The following is an 18,017-nucleotide window of genomic DNA, read 5'->3' as shown; positions in this document are numbered from 1 at the left end:
GTGTAAGTTTGACGTTGCAATACAGACAAGTTGTACTACAAAGTTATTTTAAATTTTAAGCAATAAAAATTAAACATTTACATGCAAAGAAAAGTTTGGCAGGCCCTCATGGCGGTGATGTTGACCACATCATGGCTGTTGGCCGGCGGGAAAGGACCTAATGACCGTGACCCTTTGGCCACAAAGGACAGTCATCTGCAGGACCAGTGGGTTGACAGTGTTTTTCATTCCATGACCTTCGAAGAAAGGTTGGGCCAGCTGTTTATGGTGGCGGCCTATTCCAACAAGGACGAAAAACACAAGCAGGAGATTGCCAAACTCATCCAGGAGCAACACCTAGGCGGACTCATATTTTTCCAGGGCGGCCCGGTGCGGCAGGCCCACTTGACCAATTATTACCAATCCATCTCCAAAACCCCTCTTTACCTGGCCATGGATGCCGAGTGGGGCATCAGCATGCGCTTGGATTCCATGATGCAGTACCCCAAGCAGATGACCCTGGGCGCCATTCAGGATGACCGGCTGGTGTACAACATGGGCAAGGAAATCGCCCGCCAGTTTAAGGAACTGGGCATGCACATCAATTTTGCCCCCGTGGTAGATGTTAACTCCAATCCCCAGAACCCGGTGATCGGGTACCGTGCGTTTGGGGAACAAAAAGAACTGGTGACCCAAAAATCACTGGCCTACATGAAAGGCATGCAGGATCATGGCATCATGGCCAATGCCAAGCATTTCCCAGGACACGGGGACACCGAATCCGACAGCCACTACACCCTGCCGGTAATCAAGCACGGCGAACAAAGGATCCGCGACATTGACCTTTATCCCTATCAGGCCCTGATCGACCAGGATCTGATGAGCGTAATGGTAGCCCACCTTCATGTACCAAGCCTGGACAGTGAGCCTAACCGCGCCACTACCCTTTCGAAAAAGGTGGTGACCGATATGCTAAAAAACGAGATGAATTTCAATGGCCTTATCTTCACCGATGCTCTTAACATGAAAGGCGTAAGCTCCTTTCACAAACCGGGAGAAGTGGACCTTTTGGCTCTATTGGCAGGAAATGACATCCTGCTCTACTCTCAGGATGTGGCAAAGGCCAAGCAACTGATTTTGGAAGCAGTAAAAGATGGAAAAATCACCCAGGAAGAAATTGACGGCAGAATCAGAAAAGTATTGCGTGCAAAATATTGGAGTGGGTTGCACCAGCAGAAACCTATCGATACCAACAGGCTGGTCGAAAGAATCAACACCAACCACACCAAGGGGGTGATCGAGGAGCTATACGCTTCCTCCATTAGCGTAATAGCCAACCAGAACAATTTCCTGCCCTTAAAAAACATAGACATGCTCAACATGGCCTCCATCACAATCGGGGGTGGCCAAGGCAAAGAGTTCAAGAAGCAACTTTCAAAATACGGCAAGTTCAAACATTTTGACCTTTCTAAAAGCCCATCTTCCATGGATTACAACAACCTGGAGGCCAACCTACAGGATTACAATACCGTCGTAGTTGGAATCACGGGCATGACCAATAATCCGAAAAGAAACTTTGGACTCAACGAAAGCGATATCCACTTCATCAAAAAACTGAGCGCAAAGCACAACGTTATAGCCGTGATGTTTGGCAACAGTTACGGTGCCAAGCAACTTGAAGGACTTTCACATGTGGTGATGGCCTACGAGGAGAATGAGTTTACAGAAAAGCTAGTGCCTCAGGTAATCTTTGGCGCCAGAGCCGCCGAGGGCAGGCTGCCGGTTACGGCCAGCAAAAAATTCCCGTTTGGATCGGGAATGGACACCAAAAAGCTTTCCAGACTGGCCTACAGCACACCAGAAACCCAGGGAGTGGACAGCCGCTCCTTGCTTGAAATCGACCGCAAGATGAATGAGGCCATCCAGAAAAAAGCCACACCGGGCGGAGTGGTTTTGGTGGCCAAAAACGGGCATGTGATCTTTGAGAAGGCTTATGGTCACCTCGACTATCAGAAAAGCAGGCCTGTAACCACCGAAACGGTGTATGACCTAGCGAGCATCACCAAAGTAATGTCCACCACATCGGCGGTGATGTTTTTGCAAAGCCAGCAGCTTTTGGACATGGATGCCTCCATCTCTCAATACCTGCCAGATCTCCGTGACACCAACAAGGGCAAATTGAAGATCAGGGATATCATGACACACGAGGCAGGCCTGAAGCCCTATATACCGTTTCACTCCAAAACCCTGGAAGGCGGCAAGTGGAAAAACGAGTTCTATAGCGCCCATGAAATGGAGGGTTACAATATCCAGTTGGGCACCAATATGTACGCCATAAACAGTCTCCGGGACAGCTTGTGGAAATGGTCCTTGGAAGCCGATTTGAAGACGCTACCGAAAGGCCAAAATAAATTTGATTACACTTACTCTGACATTGGCATGTATATCATGCAAAGGGTGACGGAAAGATTGCTCAATCAGCCTTTGAATGACTTCATGGAGCATAACTTCTATGAGCCTTTGGGACTTTACACTCTCACTTATTTGCCTCACCGCAAACTGGATCTGGACATGATCGCCCCTACTGAAGAGGACAGGTCTTTCAGAAAAAACCTTGTCCGCGGGTTTGTCCACGACCAGGGGGCCGCCATGTACGGGGGTGTAGCAGGCCACGCAGGCCTATTTGGAACGGCCAACGACTTGGCAGTGATGATGCAGATGCTGCTGCAGGGAGGTAAGTACGGGGATGTACACCTGCTGGATGAAAAAACGGTGCATGAATTTACCAGAAGGCAATCAGAACAGAGCCGAAGAGGCTGGGGCTGGGATAAGCCAGAGGTTGAAAAAGGCAAAAACGGCTCCACCGGAAAACTGGCCCCAAAAAGCACATTTGGCCACACCGGATTTACGGGCACGGCCGTATGGGCAGACCCTGACAACCAGCTGATTTACGTCTTCCTTTCCAATAGAGTTTACCCTGACGCAAGTAATAATACCCTATTGAAAGAAGGTTATAGGACTGAAATACATGACATCATATATAAATCACTTCGATACGAATCCCTAAATAATTACGCACAGGCGAACAAAAACAATTAAGATTCGTGTTAAAGGGGTATTGATATAAAGCTTTGTAAATACCTGATCATGGCGGTCCGGCATTTTCTGGACCGCCACGATCATATAACTCCTTATATATGAGAATCGGAATTGTCTGTTACCCTACCTTCGGTGGTAGCGGAGTGGTGGCCACAGAACTTGGCAAAGCCCTGGCTAAAGAAGGCCACGAGATCCACTTTATTACCTACAGACAGCCCACCAGGTTGGATTTTTTCAGTGCAAACCTCTTTTACCACGAGGTAGACATCAAGAGTTATCCCCTTTTTGAACATGCCCCTTATGAATTGGCCCTGGCCAGTAAAATGGTCAATGTAGTCAAATATGAGAAATTGGACTTGCTGCATGTGCACTACGCCATTCCGCATGCCTCTGCAGCCTATATGGCCAAACAGATCCTCAAAGCCCAAGGCATTCACATCCCCGTGGTCACCACCCTACACGGTACCGACATCACCCTGGTAGGCAAGGATCCCTCCTATGAACCAGTCGTAACCTTCAGCATCAACCAATCTGATGGTGTGACGGCCGTTTCGGAAGACTTAAGAAAAGCTACCTACGACCATTTCGACATCAAAAAAGAGATTGAGGTTATCCCCAATTTCATCGACTTGGAAAGGTTTAAAAAACAGAAGAAGGAACATTTTAAAACCGCCATTTGCCCCAATGGGGAAAAACTTATCGTACACACCTCCAACTTCCGGAAAGTAAAACGGGTGGAAGATGTGATCTATGTTTTTGACAAGCTGCGAAAAATTATGCCCGTCAAACTTTTGCTGGTGGGCGATGGACCGGAAAGGGACAGAATGGAGAGGCTTTGCCGTGAACTGGGCACCTGCGATGATGTAAGGTTTCTGGGCAAACTCGAAGCGGTGGAAGAAGTACTTTCGGTAGCCGACCTTTTCATGATTCCTTCGGAAAAAGAAAGTTTTGGTCTGGCCGCCCTGGAAGCCATGGCCTGCGAAGTGCCAGTGCTCTCCTCAAATGCAGGAGGGATCCCGGAATTGAACATTGATGGCGAAACCGGTTTCAATTGTAATGTCGGGGATATCAATACCATGGCAGAGCGTGCCTTGGAAATTCTTTCTTCCGAAAACCTGCCCGGGTTTAAAGCTAGAGCCCTTGCTCGCGCGAAAGAATTCGACGTGTCAAACATTTTGCCCCTTTATGAGTCCTTTTATAAGAAGACAATTGAAAGTTCACTAGAAACCGCCAAATAAAAACCTGATTTTTGTCATAAAATTAAATTTTACAAAATAAGATTCCATTTTAAATTAACCTGGAGTAGATTTGCATTAAAATTTACCACTGTTTGGCATAATATTATCTGTAGATAAACCGAAATCAACAACGTTTTTTTATGAAAAAGATTGGAAGACTAGACAGACCGGACAACAGCGGATCGGCGAGGATGTTTGAAAATCCGGTCTTGGAAAAAATGTCCAGGACTCACATTAGTATCCCGATCGCCATGTTTTTAGGAATTGGGACGGTGTCTTTTTATTACGCCGTTACCATCACCGATATCCCATTGAGCGTGGGCTTAGCGATTACCCTTGTGGGCTTATTGGCATTTACCTTGGTGGAATATATCATGCATAGGTATTTCTTTCATATGGAACCTGACAACAAGGTAAAAGACAAACTTCAGTATTCCGTTCACGGGGTCCACCATGACTATCCCAAGGATAAGGACAGGTTGGCAATGCCGCCTTTTATTAGTGCTTTTTATGCATTTGTATTCTATGTGGTTTTTACCTTGCTGATGAATGATTATGCGCTTTATTTCTTACCGGGTTTCCTGTCAGGTTATGCGCTTTACCTAGGCGTCCATTATATCGTGCATGCCTATCAGCCACCAAAGAATTTCCTTAAAATCCTATGGGTCAACCATGCCATTCACCATTATAAAGATCCTGACGTGGCCTTTGGGGTATCTTCACCCTTATGGGACTATATCTTAGGCACCATGCCGAAAAGAGAGAGATGATATTGAAGCCTTCCTGATGGGGAGGCTTTTTTTGTAAAAGCTTCCTCACGGAGTAAACTATGGGCTTGCACTTTTATGGAGAAAACAAAATTGACACTTTTAGTTTAATATAGTACAACGACTAAAAATATGATTATCTCTGTTATTGGCCTGGGATGGCTTGGGTTGCCGCTGGCACGGCATATGGAACAAAAAGGCTTTGAAGTAAAAGGCAGTACTACCTCGATGGAAAAACTGGAAAAGCTGAAAGGGGAGAAACTGGAGCCTTTTCTATTCAACCTGACCCCCCACCCTACAGGGCAGAAGTTTGGAAATCTTTTTCAGACAGATGTTTTGATTATCAACATCCCCCCTGGCACCAGAAGCAAACCGGACACCTTTCACCCAGAGCAAGCCAAATATCTCAAAGCATTAGCTGAACAGCATGGTGTCAAAAAAATCATATACATCAGTTCATCATCCATTTACCCCTCTAGCGAAGGCATCTATGAGGAAAGCTTTGGGATAACTGAACACAACACGGGCAATCGGGCATTGTTGAAGGCCGAAAACCTGTTGGCAAAAGATGCCGGATACGATCTGACCATTTTGCGCTGCGGTGGTTTGATGGGGGGAAAGCGCGTCCCCGGGAAATACTTCTCCGGCAAGGAAAACGTGGATGGCAACATCCCTGTCAATTATATTCACCAGCAGGATGTGATAGGTATTATCGACTGGATAATTACTGAAAACAAATGGAATAATATCTTCAATGCAGTCAGTCCACAGCATCCATTGCGCAAAGAAATTTACCTTCACAATGCTCAGAACATGGGTTTTCCTCCGCCGATTAGTTTTTCACAAAATTATCAGCAAAGGATAATTTCTTCTGAAAAACTGCTCGTCCAAGGATTTAAATTCCAATTTCCTGACCCGATGAAATATACTTACTCAAGTGAATGATACTCACGGGGTTTTTTATAATTGAAATATTTTAAAGTCTTTTAAGGCCCCACTAAACTATCCTTACCAAAAGTCCTGTCTTAATATTGGCTTAACATTTCAAAAAATCAGGAAAGCAAAGCAAAAACCAAATTTATTACGGAAAACAAAAATCAACATACTTGATTATCAGCTTAATTCGTTTACACGAATATACAATTTTTAAAACAATCCGTAACTCTATATATTTGCCCTATAAGAAAAAACCTTACCATGGACAAATTCTCATATATTGCAAACGCCCATGTAGCTTACATCGATGAGCTATATGACGAATACAAGAAAGATCCTGAATCCATAGATCCAAGCTGGAAAACCTTCTTTGACGGCTTCGACTTTGCCATCACCAAATACGGTGAAGACGAAGATGGAGGGGCGCAAACCCAGGCAGCCTCCCCTAAGGCCGAAAATGGAAGTCTTGCCACCAGAGGCACCATCATGGACATGGAGCAACTTCCAAAAGAAATCAAGGTTAGGGCCTTGATCCACGCCCACCGCTCCAGAGCACACCTGCGCTCCAAGACAAACCCGGTAAGGGAAAGAGTGGACCGCAAGGCACTCATTGACCTGGAAGATTTGGGCTTGAGCGATGCGGACCTAAACACCGAATTCCAGGCTGGCGATGAAATCGGCATTGGCAAGGCCAAACTTAGCGATATTCTGGCCGCCCTCAAAAAGATATACCAAGGCTCGATGGGCTTCGAGTACCTATACATCCGCGATCCGGAGATGCTCGACTGGCTCAAGACCAAGATTGAAAAAGAGGCCTTGGCCTTCAACCCACCTGCAGAGGACAAAAAAAGAATCCTTTCGAAACTCAACGAAGCGGTAGTATTCGAAAACTTCCTTCATACCAAATACCTCGGACAGAAACGCTTTTCACTGGAAGGCGGCGAAAGCACCATCCCCTTCCTTGATGCGGTCATCAACAAAGGCGCCAGTCTTGGCGTGAAAGAAGTGATGATCGGAATGGCCCACCGTGGCCGTCTGAACGTGTTGGCCAACATCATGGGCAAAACCTATGAGCAGATATTCTCTGAATTTGAGGGAACTGCCAAGCCGGACCTCACCATGGGTGACGGTGATGTAAAATACCACATGGGTTACTCCAGTGATATCCACACGCCAGACAACAATAAGGTAAACCTTAAACTTGCCCCTAACCCATCCCATCTTGAGGCGGTAAACCCGGTGGTGGAAGGTTTTATCAGGGCAAAAATTGACTCAGAGCACCAGCATGACACCAAGAAGGCCCTCCCCATCCTCATCCACGGGGATGCCGCGGTAGCCGGACAGGGTATCGTGTATGAAGTGACTCAGATGGCCGGATTAAAAGGCTATAACACCGGAGGTACCATACACTTTGTCATCAACAACCAGGTAGGTTTCACAACTGACTTTGACGATGCACGTTCATCCATCTACTGTACGGACGTAGCCAAAATCATTGATGCGCCTGTGATCCACGTAAACGGTGACGACGCTGAAGCGGTGGTATTCGCGGCTAACCTGGCTGCGGAATTCAGACAGAAGTTCAATAAAGACATCTTTATTGACATGGTCTGCTACAGAAGACATGGCCACAATGAGTCTGATGAACCTAAATTCACACAGCCATCTTTATACAACATTATCTCCAAGCACCCTAACCCAAGAGAAATCTATAACAAGAGATTGCTTGAAAGAGGTGACATTGATGCCAAGCTTGCCAAGCAGATGGACAAAGAATTCCGTCAGTTGCTTCAGGACAGGCTGAACATGGTGAAGGAGCAACCATTACCTTATAAGTTTACCCAATTTGAGCAGGAGTGGCAATCCCTGAGAAGATCAAAGCCGGAAGACTTTGAGCAATCTCCTGAGACATACATTTCCCAGGAAGCCATCGACAAGGTAGCCGAAGCCTTGACTACCCTGCCTAAAGGCTTCAAGCCCATCAAGCAGATCGAGGCGCAGATGAAGCAGCGTAAGGAAATGTTCTTCAACTCCAAGACCCTCAACTGGGCCGGAGCGGAACTTTTGGCTTATGGCTCTCTTCTTTTGGAGGGAAAAACGGTAAGATTGACCGGGCAGGATGTGAGAAGAGGTACTTTCTCCCACAGACATGCCGTGCTTCATGATGCCAACACCAATGTGGCCCACAATTCCCTGAAGGAAATGAAGGACAGCAAGGGACAGTTCCATATCTACAATTCCCTGCTTTCCGAATATGCGGTGCTTGGTTTTGAATACGGTTACGCCATGGCAAACCCTAACGCTTTGGCCATATGGGAAGCCCAGTTTGGTGATTTCGCCAACGGCGCCCAGACCATGATCGACCAGTTTATTTCCTCTGGGGAATCAAAATGGCAGAAAATGAACGGTTTGGTGATGCTACTTCCACACGGCTACGAAGGCCAGGGACCTGAGCACTCCAATGCCAGACCGGAGAGATTCCTACAACTTTCAGCAGAATACAACATGGTGGTCTGCAACATCACCGAGCCTTCCAACTTCTTCCATATGCTAAGAAGACAGCTGGCCTGGGAATTCAGAAAACCTTGTATCGTGATGTCCCCAAAATCACTTCTCAGACACCCGAAAGTGGTTTCTCCTATCGAGGAATTCACGCAGGGAAGATTCAGAGAGGTAATTCAGGATACTGGCGTAAAAGCCAAGGATGTGAAGCGCGTATTACTTTGCTCAGGTAAAATCTACTATGACCTAATCGAGCAGAGAGAAAAGGAAAAAGTGAAAGATGTGGCTATCGTAAGGGTAGAGCAGCTTCACCCGCTTCCTAAAAACCAAATCTTGGAGGCCGTCAAGCAATACAATGATGTAGAAGTGGTTTGGGTACAGGAAGAGCCGGAGAACATGGGCTACTGGACCTACATGATGCGTGCCCTTTACAGAGACTTCCCTATGGATGTGATCTCAAGAAAAGCCAGCGCCTCCCCTGCCACCGGTTACAACAAAGTACACCACCAGGAGCAAGAAGCAATTTTAAACAAAGCCTTAAAATTACAATAAACACCTCCAATCCCGCCTCGGCGGGACAAGGGGTTAATTTCACAATTTAACCAATGTAAAATTAACCTTAGGCCTTGGCCTGGGGGTAAAAAGAAAATTATGAGCTTAGAAATAAAAGTCCCTGCCGTAGGGGAATCTATTAGCGAAGTGACCATTGGACAATGGTTTAAAAATGACGGCGACCATGTAGAAATGGACGAAGTGATCTGCGAGCTGGAGTCAGACAAAGCTACTTTTGAGCTGACTGCCGAGGCAGCGGGTATTTTGAAAACCAACGCCAAAGAAGGCGACACCTTGGAAATCGGTGATGTGATCTGCACCATCGACACCAATGCCTCCGGCGATTCTGCTCCAGCTGAGAAAGCTGCTGACAGTCCTAAAGAAGAATCTTCCTCAAGCACTGGTGGCGCCACTGGCGAGGTAAAGGAAATGGTAGTACCAACCGTAGGTGAATCCATCACTGAAGTTACCTTGGCCACTTGGCTGAAAAACGACGGTGATTATGTAGAATTGGATGAAATCATCGCTGAGGTGGATTCTGACAAGGCTACTTTTGAACTCCCAGCCGAGGCTAACGGTATCCTTCGCCACGTAGCACAAGAAGGCGACACCTTGGAAATCGGCGGCTTGATATGCAAGATCGAGGTGACCGAGGGTGGTGCTCCACAGGGAGAGCCAGCTCCAGCAGCTAAAGAAAGTGCTTCAGCAAGCGCTTCCGCTTCTGCCAACGAAACTTACGCCACCGGACATGCCTCCCCTGCTGCTGCCAAGATTTTGGCAGAAAAAGGAATTGATCCAAAGGATGTAAACGGCACCGGCAAAGACGGCCGAGTAACCAAAGAAGATGCTGAAAAAGCACAAAAAGCAGCTAAGCCAGCGGCGAAGCAAGAAAGCAAGCCGGCTGCAAAAACTGCGGATGCCGAAGCACCAAAAGTAAGCGGAGACAGAAACAGCCGTCGTGAGAAGATGACTTCCCTAAGAAGGACCATCTCGAGAAGACTGGTTTCGGTGAAGAATGAAACGGCCATGTTGACCACCTTCAACGAGGTGAACATGAAGCCTATCATGGATATCCGTAAGCAGTACAAAGACAAATTCAAGGAGAAGCATGGCGTAAACCTCGGTTTCATGTCCTTCTTCACCAAAGCGGTATGCGTGGCCCTTCAGGAATGGCCAGCAGTGAACGCGCAGATTGACGGTAACGAGATTGTTTACAATGATTTCTGTGACATTTCTATTGCCGTTTCCGCTCCGAAAGGCTTGGTGGTACCGGTGATCAGAAATGCCGAGAAGCTTTCCTTTGACGAGGTGGAAAAAGAAGTGGTAAGATTGGCTACCAAGGCGAGAGACAACAAGTTGTCAATTGACGAGATGACCGGCGGTACGTTCACTTTGACCAACGGAGGTATCTTCGGGTCCATGATGTCCACCCCGATCATCAACGCCCCACAATCAGCGATCCTAGGGATGCACAACATCGTGGAGCGCCCAATGGCCGTCAACGGTGAGGTCAAAATCCTCCCCATGATGTACCTGGCCCTCTCCTACGATCACCGCATCATCGACGGCCGCGAATCCGTCAGCTTCCTGGTGAGAGTAAAAGAGCTACTTGAGGATCCGACTAGGCTTCTGTTTGGGGTATAAATGATTTCACGGCCCTGCTTGGTATTTTTTATGGGTACTATGTACTATGTACTAAGTACTAAGTAGGGTTTTCGGTTGTATAGGTGAAAATCAGGAAGGAAATTCTTATATTGTATTTCATTTTTTCACATATGCACCGATACAGTAATTTACAAGTTTGGCAGAAAGCAATTGACCTTGCTATAATGGTTTACCAGGCTACTGAAAAACTTCCAAAAGAGGAAAAATATGGCTTAATAAGTCAAATAAACCGGGCCGCAGTTTCAATTCCCTCAAACATCGCAGAAGGAGCAGGAAGAAATACGAAAAGAGATTTCGACCACTTTCTGAGCGTGGCTCTAGCCTCCTCTTTTGAGTTAGACACTCAATTGATAATTTCTAACAGGTTGAAGTTTATTGGGGATGATAAGTTTAATCAGATTGAAACTGAACTTAAGCATATTCAGAATATGCTTGTCAAACTTAAAAACAGTTTGAATAATTACAAACCTACCTCTACCTAGTACATAGTACTTAGTACTTAGTACCAAGTAGGCGGTGTAACAGACAAAACATGTACGACGTAATCGTTATCGGCTCAGGACCAGGCGGGTATGTGGCAGCCATCAGGGCGGCGCAGCTTGGAATGAAGACGGCCATCGTAGAAAAATACAACACGCTTGGAGGCACCTGCCTGAATGTAGGCTGTATCCCCTCCAAAGCCTTGCTGGACTCTTCGGAGCATTACCACAATGCAGCACACACCTTCGAAACGCACGGCATCGACCTGAAGGACCTTAAGGTGAACTTCGGCCAGATGATCGGCAGAAAAAACGAGGTAGTGAAGCAAAACGTAGACGGCATCCAGTACCTGATGAAAAAGAACAAAATCGATGTACACCATGGATTGGGTTCTTTTGTGGACAAAAACACCGTGAAGGTGAGCAAAGAAGACGGAAAAGCCGAGGAAATCAAAGGCAAAAACATCATCATTGCCACTGGCTCCAAACCATCTTCCCTGCCTTTTATCAATATCGACAAGGAAAGGATCATCACCTCCACGGAGGCATTGAAACTGAAGGAAATCCCTAAAAACCTGATCGTGATCGGCGGTGGGGTGATTGGGTTGGAACTTGGATCAGTGTATGCACGTATCGGTTCAAAGGTTTCCGTCGTGGAATACATGGACTCTCTTATCCCTACTATGGATAAAACCATGGGCAAGGAACTTCAAAAGTCACTAAAGAAGCTTGGCTTTGACTTCTTCCTCAAGCACAAGGTTACCGCTGTGGAAAACACCGGAAATGAAGTGGTGGTAAAGGCCGAAAACAGCAAAGGCGAAACCGTTGAGCTGAAGGGCGACTATGTACTGGTTTCTATCGGCAGAAGACCTTATACCGACGGTCTCAATGCTGAGGCTGCTGGTGTCAAACTGAACGACAGAGGCCAAGTGGAAGTAGATGAGCATTTGAAAACCAATGTGGACAACATTTACGCCATCGGAGACGTGGTGAAGGGTGCCATGCTGGCGCACAAAGCAGAGGAAGAAGGCGTGTTGGTAGCCGAGCAACTGGCAGGCCAGAAGCCGCATATCAATTACAACCTGATTCCAGGTGTGGTTTACACATGGCCGGAAGTAGCCGCCGTGGGCTTCACGGAGGAACAGCTCAAGGAAAAAGGCATCAAGTATAAAACCGGCAAATTCCCATTCATGGCCTCAGGAAGAGCCAGGGCATCTATGGATACCGACGGGTTGGTGAAGGTGTTGGCGGATGCCGAAACGGATGAAATCCTAGGTGTACACATGATCGGACCAAGAACGGCCGATATGATCGCCGAAGCCGTGGTGGCAATGGAATACCGTGCCTCAGCCGAAGACATCGCCAGAATGTCTCATGCCCACCCTACGTATACAGAGGCTTTCAAAGAAGCTTGTCTGGCTGCGACGGAGAACAGAGCTTTGCATATTTAAATGGAAAAAGACGCGGGACGGAAAACCGAAGACCGAAAAATCATACCTTAAGAAGAAAAGCAGCGTCCTGGACGCTGCTTTTTTGGTTTTAGATTAGAAATGGTAAGCTATGCTGATATTTCGGATGGGAAGAAATCTGAGCTGCAAGGCCGACTGGGAAGATACGGTATCTCTCCTGTCAAAATTTCTTAATGTCGAATTGGTTATGGAATTGTTGGATACGAGCAGCGCCATCTCGGCAAACACCGAGAGCCTTGGCAAAATGTGGTATTTGGCACCCCAAAAATACGCTCCGCCAATTGAAAAATCACTTTGCTGATAATGCTGAAGAATATTCATCCTTTCAGGTTCATCAAACCTCGTTATTGTTTCCCCAATTATGAAATCAACCCCTTGGTATCCTATAAATTTTGGACTGATGGATTTTTGAAACTCCAAACCGATTAACCCTTGATAATTGAATGTCCGTTGGCGCTCAAAATTAACCGACTCGTACATCACATCTGCAGGGTTGGTTGTCATAGAACCACCCAAACCCATCCGGAAAGCCATCATTCTACCATTGGGAGTTGTGTAATTTCTACGATAAAAAAATCGGGCTGGGAGGTCACCGTTAATAATTGGAATGAGATCAACTGAAAACTCATTTTTAAACTGACCATAATCAAATCCTGGGTCTTCTTTCTCGTCAGTTTGCGCATGTGCACCAAAAGTAAAACCAAAACACATCAATACTGCAATAGCATATATTATCTTCATAATTACTTGATTTTGTTACTCTTCACCAAACGTACACTAAATATAAAGGTTGAGTATTTCAAACCTCCCTTCCAAACTCTCACCACTAACCACCTGTAAATTAAAACTTTAATAATTAAAATTTTTACAAAATTTGAGATGAAGCATTAATTAAACCGCAAAGATTTTGAAGAAGCGCAAAGGATATACAAGAAACCGGGAGGTACGGAAATTTCTATACGGCTTCTTAGGTAATTTCAAACATTGTGCGACTTCTTTTAAACTTCAGGGCCTTTGTGATCTATTGCACTCTAATCCCGCGTCGCTTCGCGCTTTTCTAAACCCCTAAACCTCCCGATCCGCGTAGCGATGATCGGGAAATACACTCCTAAACGCCGAATCTATTTTCATTATTCTCTCTTTTGTGTCACCTTCCTTAAGGAGTCCACGTTCAAGACCTCCCCATTCCGCTTCGCTTCAGTCGAAGTGACGAGGTTTAATGTCCATGAAGAGGCCTTTGTGTGACTTCTTTTGAACTTTGTGACCGTTGTGACCCATTTCTTTTCTCTAATTTCTCACTCCCCTCGGCTCCGCTCGGGGACCGGGGATTCGATTATGGAAAGAACAGCTTCGACTGCGCTCAGCTGTCTCAAATAGCTACCTAAAGCAAAACTTTGTGCAACTTATTTTTACCTTCGGGGCCTTTGTGACCCATTTTCATTTACGTTAATTCTTTGTGACCCATTTGCGCTTCTATGCACTTTGCGGTTAAAGTCTCCCACTACTACTTGATTTTTAGTCTGTAATTTCCTATTATGTATAAAATTTTTAGATATGAGAGCGACATACACTACCCTCATCCTTTTCATATTCTTTCTCACGACTTCCACTTGGGCGCAAAAAAACACACCACTTGACCCTTTGGATTATCTGACCAATTTTGAGGCAGTGCCCGCGGAGGATGGCGTGCTGAATCTGATCCTTCACCGCGGAACAGGCGAAGTGGTGTTACATTTATTGGATGAAAACTTGGAAAAAGTCCATGAATCCCTTTACAACACCACTCCAGGAATCAATGATTATATAATAAAAGTCAAAAACGGCAAGGTTTACATCCTGCTAAGCTGGCTTTCCAACCACTACTATAAGAAAGAAGTGCTGGAGTACTCCATTCAAGACAGGAATCTCCATGCCCATTTAATTGGAGCTTCACAAGTTCACAAACCGACAGACTTCTTGGTTTTTGAGGAAAGCTTTGCCATTATCGGCCAACAAAAAGATCCAATTATTCAAGTATATGGTTTTGACCCCTCCAATCCATTCCGGAATACCATTTTCCTCCCGGAGAAAAAGATTTGGCACATCAGTGATGCCGACAACTCCATCAACCTGCTGACTTCCCCAAAAGGGAACCACCAAATCCTAGAATGGCAGCAATATTTGCCCGACGGGGAATTTGCAGGCCAAATGAGGCTGGACACAGATTTTAGAAACAAGGATATAGTTACCGCTTCCTTGGTAATTGACTCCAATAACAACCCCAGGGTGATCGGTACCACGGGGAAGAAAAAACTCAAGCGCTACCACGCCTTTTTCCATTGGGTTATGGACAATGACAATAGGCAAGCGTTTTCAATCATTGAACCACAAAGTCTGGCAGAAAGAAACAATGGTTTGGACCGCAAACAGCGAAAGCAGCTAAACTACGAAAGAAAAAAGGGCTTTAACCAAGTCGAAATCCTGGCAGAAAATGATGGGGACATCCTGGTGGCCTCCATTCCAGGAAAGCCGGTAAGCCGCCATGAAAACATTTATAAAAAGCAGATAGCACATTTCCTCCGCCTTGACAGTAAAGGAGAAAAGGTTTGGGATAAAGTTGTCGCATTTGATTATACCACCAGATACAGGTTGAATGAACACAATTACCGTCGGGAGACATTTACCTTCTTAATTGGTGATGACCTTTATTTTGGTCATAAGGACAACATAAGGAAGGAAGATTCACAAATAGTCAACATTTTCAGGATTAACGAGATGGGGGAAATGACCAACTTCACCCAAGAACTACCCCCGGGCCTGCAGTATGGGGTGAAACATCTAACTTTTAACGAGATCATTTTTTACAATGAATCCCCCCTATTTCAGGGAGCTGACCAACCCCTCGATTACTTTATGGGTAAGCTGAAAATCCAGGAGCCCTACAGCAATCTTTCCAACAAAAATTAACCTTAAAATCAGACCTTCCCCAATAACCTCTAGCACTATTTTTGGTTAATTAAGCATGGCATTGCCAAATTGGAGCAGTTCATCCTTCAGTTTCTGCCTGCAATCCTCTATATTTATAGATTAACTTTTAACCTCGAATTGAATCCTATTATTTTATGGACCACACACTTCAGCAACAGATTCTTGCCCAGGGCATGTCCCCCGAAAAAGCCCAAGAGCAAATAGAAAACTTCAAATCCGGCTTTCCATTCCTGCCCATTGTAGAGGCTGCAAAAGTGGGGAACGGCATCCGGAAATTCAATGAGGATGAAATCAAGAGATATGGTAAACAGTTTGACCAACTGGTTCAAGAAAAAGATATCCTCAAGTTCGTGCCCGCCTCGGGTGCTGCTTCAAGGATGTTCAAAGACCTTTTCGCTTTCCTGGATGGGGACGGAAAGCTGGAGAACAATGCCTTCGCAAAGAAATTCATAGACAACATAGAAAAATTCGCTTTTCACAAAGATCTCAACCAGGCTTTGGAAAAAGATGGCAGTTCCATCAGCAAAGCGCTGGAAGATAAAGACTACACGCTCATCATCAGCTACCTGCTGGAGGAAAAGGGTCTTGGCTACGGTAGCCTGCCAAAAGCCCTGCTGAAATTCCACCATTACAGTGAGCAGGACCGCACCCCTACTTACGAGCATTTTGTGGAAGGCGTGATGTACGCCAAAGGCAAAGGGGACAAGGTGAATATCCACTTTACTGTCAGCCCAGAGCATGAGGAGAAGTTTAAGGAGGAAATTGCGGAAATCCAGCCCAAACTGGAAAAGGAACACGGGGTCACTTTTGAAGTTAGCTTTTCTCAGCAAAAGCAGTCCACCGACACCATTGCGGTAAACCCTGATAACACACCTTTTATAGAAGAAGACGGCAGCATCCTTTTTAGGCCTGCAGGACATGGTGCCCTTTTGGAAAATCTGAATGAGATAGATGCCGACCTTATTTTTATCAAAAATGTGGACAATGTGGTGCCTGATAGATTAAAGGATACTACCCAAGCCTACAAAAAAGCTCTTGGAGCGCTCCTGCTGAAAGTACAGGACAAAGTGTTCCATGCTTTGGAAAATATAGAACACGACAACCTCATAGCGGAGGAAGTATTTGAAGTGGAGCTTGCCGGCAAACTACCCGAAGAATACAAGGAATGGCCATTAGCCCAAAAGCAGGAATTCCTTAAATCCAAGCTAAACCGCCCCATCAGGGTTTGTGGAATGGTAAGGAATGTGGGAGAACCCGGCGGTGGACCTTTCTGGGTTCAGGAGGAAGACGGCTCCCTTTCCCTTCAGATTGCAGAAAACGCCCAGATTGACCTGAATGATCCTGAGAAAAAGGAAATCTTCAACTCAGCCACTCATTTCAACCCGGTGGATGTGGTGTGTGGCACCAAAGATTTTCAGGGCAACAAATTTGATCTTTTGAAGCATCGCGACATGAAGACCGGCTTCATCACCGGCAAATCAAAGAATGGCAAAGAGCTAAAGGCCTTGGAGTTGCCAGGATTGTGGAACGGTTCCATGGCAGACTGGAACACCATTTTTGTGGAAGTGCCCATCATCACCTTCAACCCCGTAAAAACGGTCAACGACTTGTTGCGGGATGAGCATCAAAATTAACCCGAACGACACCGCTGGAATAAAACCGGCGGTGTTTCCTGCTAGAATCCTGCCCAAATGCTAAGATGTCGCTTTCTTCGGTCTCCCGTCTCCCGTCTTCCGTCTTCGGTCTCCCGTCTTCGGTCTTCCGTCTTCCGTCTTCCGTCTTTCTAAAACAGGCTCCCAGCACAAATCCGAATAATCCAATAGATTTAAATGAAAACCATAGATGACATACTAAAACTTGGAGATCCCAGACTATATGAAACTTGTGAACCCATCACTAAAGAGGAACTTCCTTTTGTGGCTGATTGGGTCAAGGACTTGCATGAGGCCATGGAGGATATCCGACTCAATTACGGTTTTGGGAGAGGAATCGCCGCTCCCCAACTGGGAATAATGAAGCGCCTGTTTTACCTCAACCTGGACAAGCCCTACGTGATCATCAACCCGGAACTGAAGAATTTGAGTGAAGAAAAGTTTGAAATGTGGGATGACTGCATGAGCTTTCCAAACCTACTGGTAAAGGTAGATCGACACCGCTCGCTCACCCTGCATTATTTGGATCATAACTGGGAAAAGAAAATCTGGAAAGTTCAAGATGACATATCTGAATTAATCCAGCATGAATATGACCATTTGGACGGAATTTTGTGTACCATGAGGGCCAAAGACGGGAAGTCCTTTAAATGGCGGTAAACCAACGTTAATATTGTTTAATTCACACAGTCAATTCGCCAATTATCAAGCA

General features: G+C 45.8%; 12 protein-coding genes. 11 read left to right on the top strand and 1 reads right to left on the bottom strand.

Going from position 1 to position 18,017, the window contains the following annotated elements:
• The first annotated feature begins 81 nt into the window (after positions 1-81).
• The 8 genes from KI659_RS00265 (at position 82) to lpdA (ending at position 12,668) form a co-directional block, all read left to right on the top strand.
• The gene (locus tag KI659_RS00265) at positions 82-3,078 is read left to right on the top strand and encodes a glycoside hydrolase family 3 N-terminal domain-containing protein (protein ID WP_213943341.1); all 2,997 of its coding nucleotides are present in this window, start codon (positions 82-84) and stop codon (positions 3,076-3,078) included.
• A gap of 98 nt (positions 3,079-3,176) precedes the next feature.
• A complete protein-coding gene (gene bshA, locus KI659_RS00260; protein ID WP_213943340.1) occupies positions 3,177-4,316 on the top strand; it encodes an N-acetyl-alpha-D-glucosaminyl L-malate synthase BshA in 1,140 nt (379 codons plus the stop codon).
• A 140-nt stretch (positions 4,317-4,456) separates the two neighbouring features.
• Positions 4,457-5,086: a sterol desaturase family protein gene (locus KI659_RS00255; RefSeq protein WP_213943339.1), complete on the top strand. Its 630-nt coding sequence runs from the start codon at positions 4,457-4,459 to the stop codon at positions 5,084-5,086.
• Between the two features lie 129 nt (positions 5,087-5,215).
• Positions 5,216-6,028, top strand: a complete 813-nt coding sequence (locus KI659_RS00250) for an NAD(P)H-binding protein (protein WP_213943338.1) — start codon at positions 5,216-5,218, stop codon at positions 6,026-6,028.
• A 252-nt stretch (positions 6,029-6,280) separates the two neighbouring features.
• Entirely contained in the window at positions 6,281-9,073 is a 2,793-nt protein-coding gene (locus KI659_RS00245) for a 2-oxoglutarate dehydrogenase E1 component (protein ID WP_213943337.1), read from the top strand.
• Positions 9,074-9,172: 99 nt separating this feature from the next.
• The gene (odhB, locus tag KI659_RS00240) at positions 9,173-10,717 is read left to right on the top strand and encodes a 2-oxoglutarate dehydrogenase complex dihydrolipoyllysine-residue succinyltransferase (RefSeq protein ID WP_213943336.1); all 1,545 of its coding nucleotides are present in this window, start codon (positions 9,173-9,175) and stop codon (positions 10,715-10,717) included.
• A 131-nt stretch (positions 10,718-10,848) separates the two neighbouring features.
• Entirely contained in the window at positions 10,849-11,220 is a 372-nt protein-coding gene (locus KI659_RS00235) for a four helix bundle protein (RefSeq protein ID WP_213943335.1), read from the top strand.
• 50 nt (positions 11,221-11,270) lie between these two features.
• Complete coding sequence (gene lpdA / locus KI659_RS00230) at positions 11,271-12,668, top strand: dihydrolipoyl dehydrogenase (protein ID WP_213943334.1); 1,398 nt, start codon at positions 11,271-11,273, stop codon at positions 12,666-12,668.
• A 93-nt stretch (positions 12,669-12,761) separates the two neighbouring features.
• Here the strand turns inward: lpdA and KI659_RS00225 are convergent, their stop codons facing one another.
• Positions 12,762-13,427: a hypothetical protein gene (locus tag KI659_RS00225; RefSeq protein ID WP_213943333.1), complete on the bottom strand. Its 666-nt coding sequence runs from the start codon at positions 13,425-13,427 to the stop codon at positions 12,762-12,764.
• Positions 13,428-14,240: 813 nt separating this feature from the next.
• Between KI659_RS00225 and KI659_RS00220 the strand changes: the two genes are divergently transcribed.
• The 3 genes from KI659_RS00220 to KI659_RS00210 all read left to right on the top strand — a co-directional run bounded on the left by KI659_RS00220 (position 14,241) and on the right by KI659_RS00210 (position 17,965).
• Positions 14,241-15,632: a hypothetical protein gene (locus KI659_RS00220; protein WP_213943332.1), complete on the top strand. Its 1,392-nt coding sequence runs from the start codon at positions 14,241-14,243 to the stop codon at positions 15,630-15,632.
• 155 nt (positions 15,633-15,787) lie between these two features.
• Positions 15,788-17,287, top strand: a complete 1,500-nt coding sequence (locus tag KI659_RS00215) for a DUF4301 family protein (protein ID WP_213943331.1) — start codon at positions 15,788-15,790, stop codon at positions 17,285-17,287.
• A 195-nt stretch (positions 17,288-17,482) separates the two neighbouring features.
• A complete protein-coding gene (locus KI659_RS00210; RefSeq protein ID WP_213943330.1) occupies positions 17,483-17,965 on the top strand; it encodes a peptide deformylase in 483 nt (160 codons plus the stop codon).
• Positions 17,966-18,017: the final 52 nt, after the last annotated feature.

The organism is Litoribacter ruber (assembly GCF_018449405.1).
Classification (GTDB): domain Bacteria; phylum Bacteroidota; class Bacteroidia; order Cytophagales; family Cyclobacteriaceae; genus Litoribacter; species Litoribacter ruber.
Note: the sequence above shows the minus strand (reverse complement) of the source record. Positions and strands in the feature narration are given on the sequence as shown.

Coding starts and splice junctions, on each gene's coding strand:
- KI659_RS00265 (WP_213943341.1), top strand. CDS start 82: ATGCAAAGAAAAGTTTGGCAGGCCCTCATGGCGGTGATGTTGACCACA.
- bshA (WP_213943340.1), top strand. CDS start 3,177: ATGAGAATCGGAATTGTCTGTTACCCTACCTTCGGTGGTAGCGGAGTG.
- KI659_RS00255 (WP_213943339.1), top strand. CDS start 4,457: ATGAAAAAGATTGGAAGACTAGACAGACCGGACAACAGCGGATCGGCG.
- KI659_RS00250 (WP_213943338.1), top strand. CDS start 5,216: ATGATTATCTCTGTTATTGGCCTGGGATGGCTTGGGTTGCCGCTGGCA.
- KI659_RS00245 (WP_213943337.1), top strand. CDS start 6,281: ATGGACAAATTCTCATATATTGCAAACGCCCATGTAGCTTACATCGAT.
- odhB (WP_213943336.1), top strand. CDS start 9,173: ATGAGCTTAGAAATAAAAGTCCCTGCCGTAGGGGAATCTATTAGCGAA.
- KI659_RS00235 (WP_213943335.1), top strand. CDS start 10,849: ATGCACCGATACAGTAATTTACAAGTTTGGCAGAAAGCAATTGACCTT.
- lpdA (WP_213943334.1), top strand. CDS start 11,271: ATGTACGACGTAATCGTTATCGGCTCAGGACCAGGCGGGTATGTGGCA.
- KI659_RS00225 (WP_213943333.1), bottom strand. CDS start 13,427: ATGAAGATAATATATGCTATTGCAGTATTGATGTGTTTTGGTTTTACT.
- KI659_RS00220 (WP_213943332.1), top strand. CDS start 14,241: ATGAGAGCGACATACACTACCCTCATCCTTTTCATATTCTTTCTCACG.
- KI659_RS00215 (WP_213943331.1), top strand. CDS start 15,788: ATGGACCACACACTTCAGCAACAGATTCTTGCCCAGGGCATGTCCCCC.
- KI659_RS00210 (WP_213943330.1), top strand. CDS start 17,483: ATGAAAACCATAGATGACATACTAAAACTTGGAGATCCCAGACTATAT.